Source organism: Trebonia kvetii (assembly GCF_007827045.1).
Taxonomy (GTDB): Bacteria; Actinomycetota; Actinomycetes; order Streptosporangiales; family Streptosporangiaceae; genus Trebonia; species Trebonia kvetii.
Genome location: NZ_RPFW01000031.1, coordinates 1 through 519 on the forward strand (window position 1 = coordinate 1; position 519 = coordinate 519).

A 519-nucleotide genomic window follows, 5' to 3' on the forward strand; every position below is an offset into this window, starting at 1 on the left:
GTGACCACGATTCAAAAACTCTCTGCGGCTATGCGAAGCGCCCAACAAGAGAGTGAAGAAAAAGGCTCCAATCAATTTGAGAAGCTACGGCAAGAACATATTGTTTTTATTGTTGATGAGGCTCATCGTGCGGTTAGTGATGAGGAAATGAAGCGAATTAAGAAAATATTACCCAATTCAACCTGGTTTGGATTAACGGGGACGCCTATTTTTGACGACAATAAAAAGCAAGAAAATGGAACCTTTGCCAGAACGACGAGCCAGCAATACGGGCCGCTCCTTCACGCCTATACAACCAAAAATGCCATGGATGATGGGGCTGTGTTAGGCTTTCAAGTCGAGTATCATTCACTGATTTCAGAAGAGGATCAAGAGGTGATTGTCACCCAACTCAATAAAGGAAAGTTGCCAGACGATGCCCTCCAACAAGAAAAATTATTGCCTACGGAACTTTATGAAGCAGATGAACATATTCGGACCATGTTACAAAAAATCTTTAATCGGAGAAGTGTGGTCAAA

Annotated in this window: 1 protein-coding gene; it reads left to right on the top strand. The window is 42.4% G+C overall.

What is annotated here, in order from left to right:
• A partial coding sequence (locus EAS64_RS42820; RefSeq protein ID WP_187366582.1) for a DEAD/DEAH box helicase family protein occupies nt 1-519 on the top strand: 519 nt, incomplete at both ends.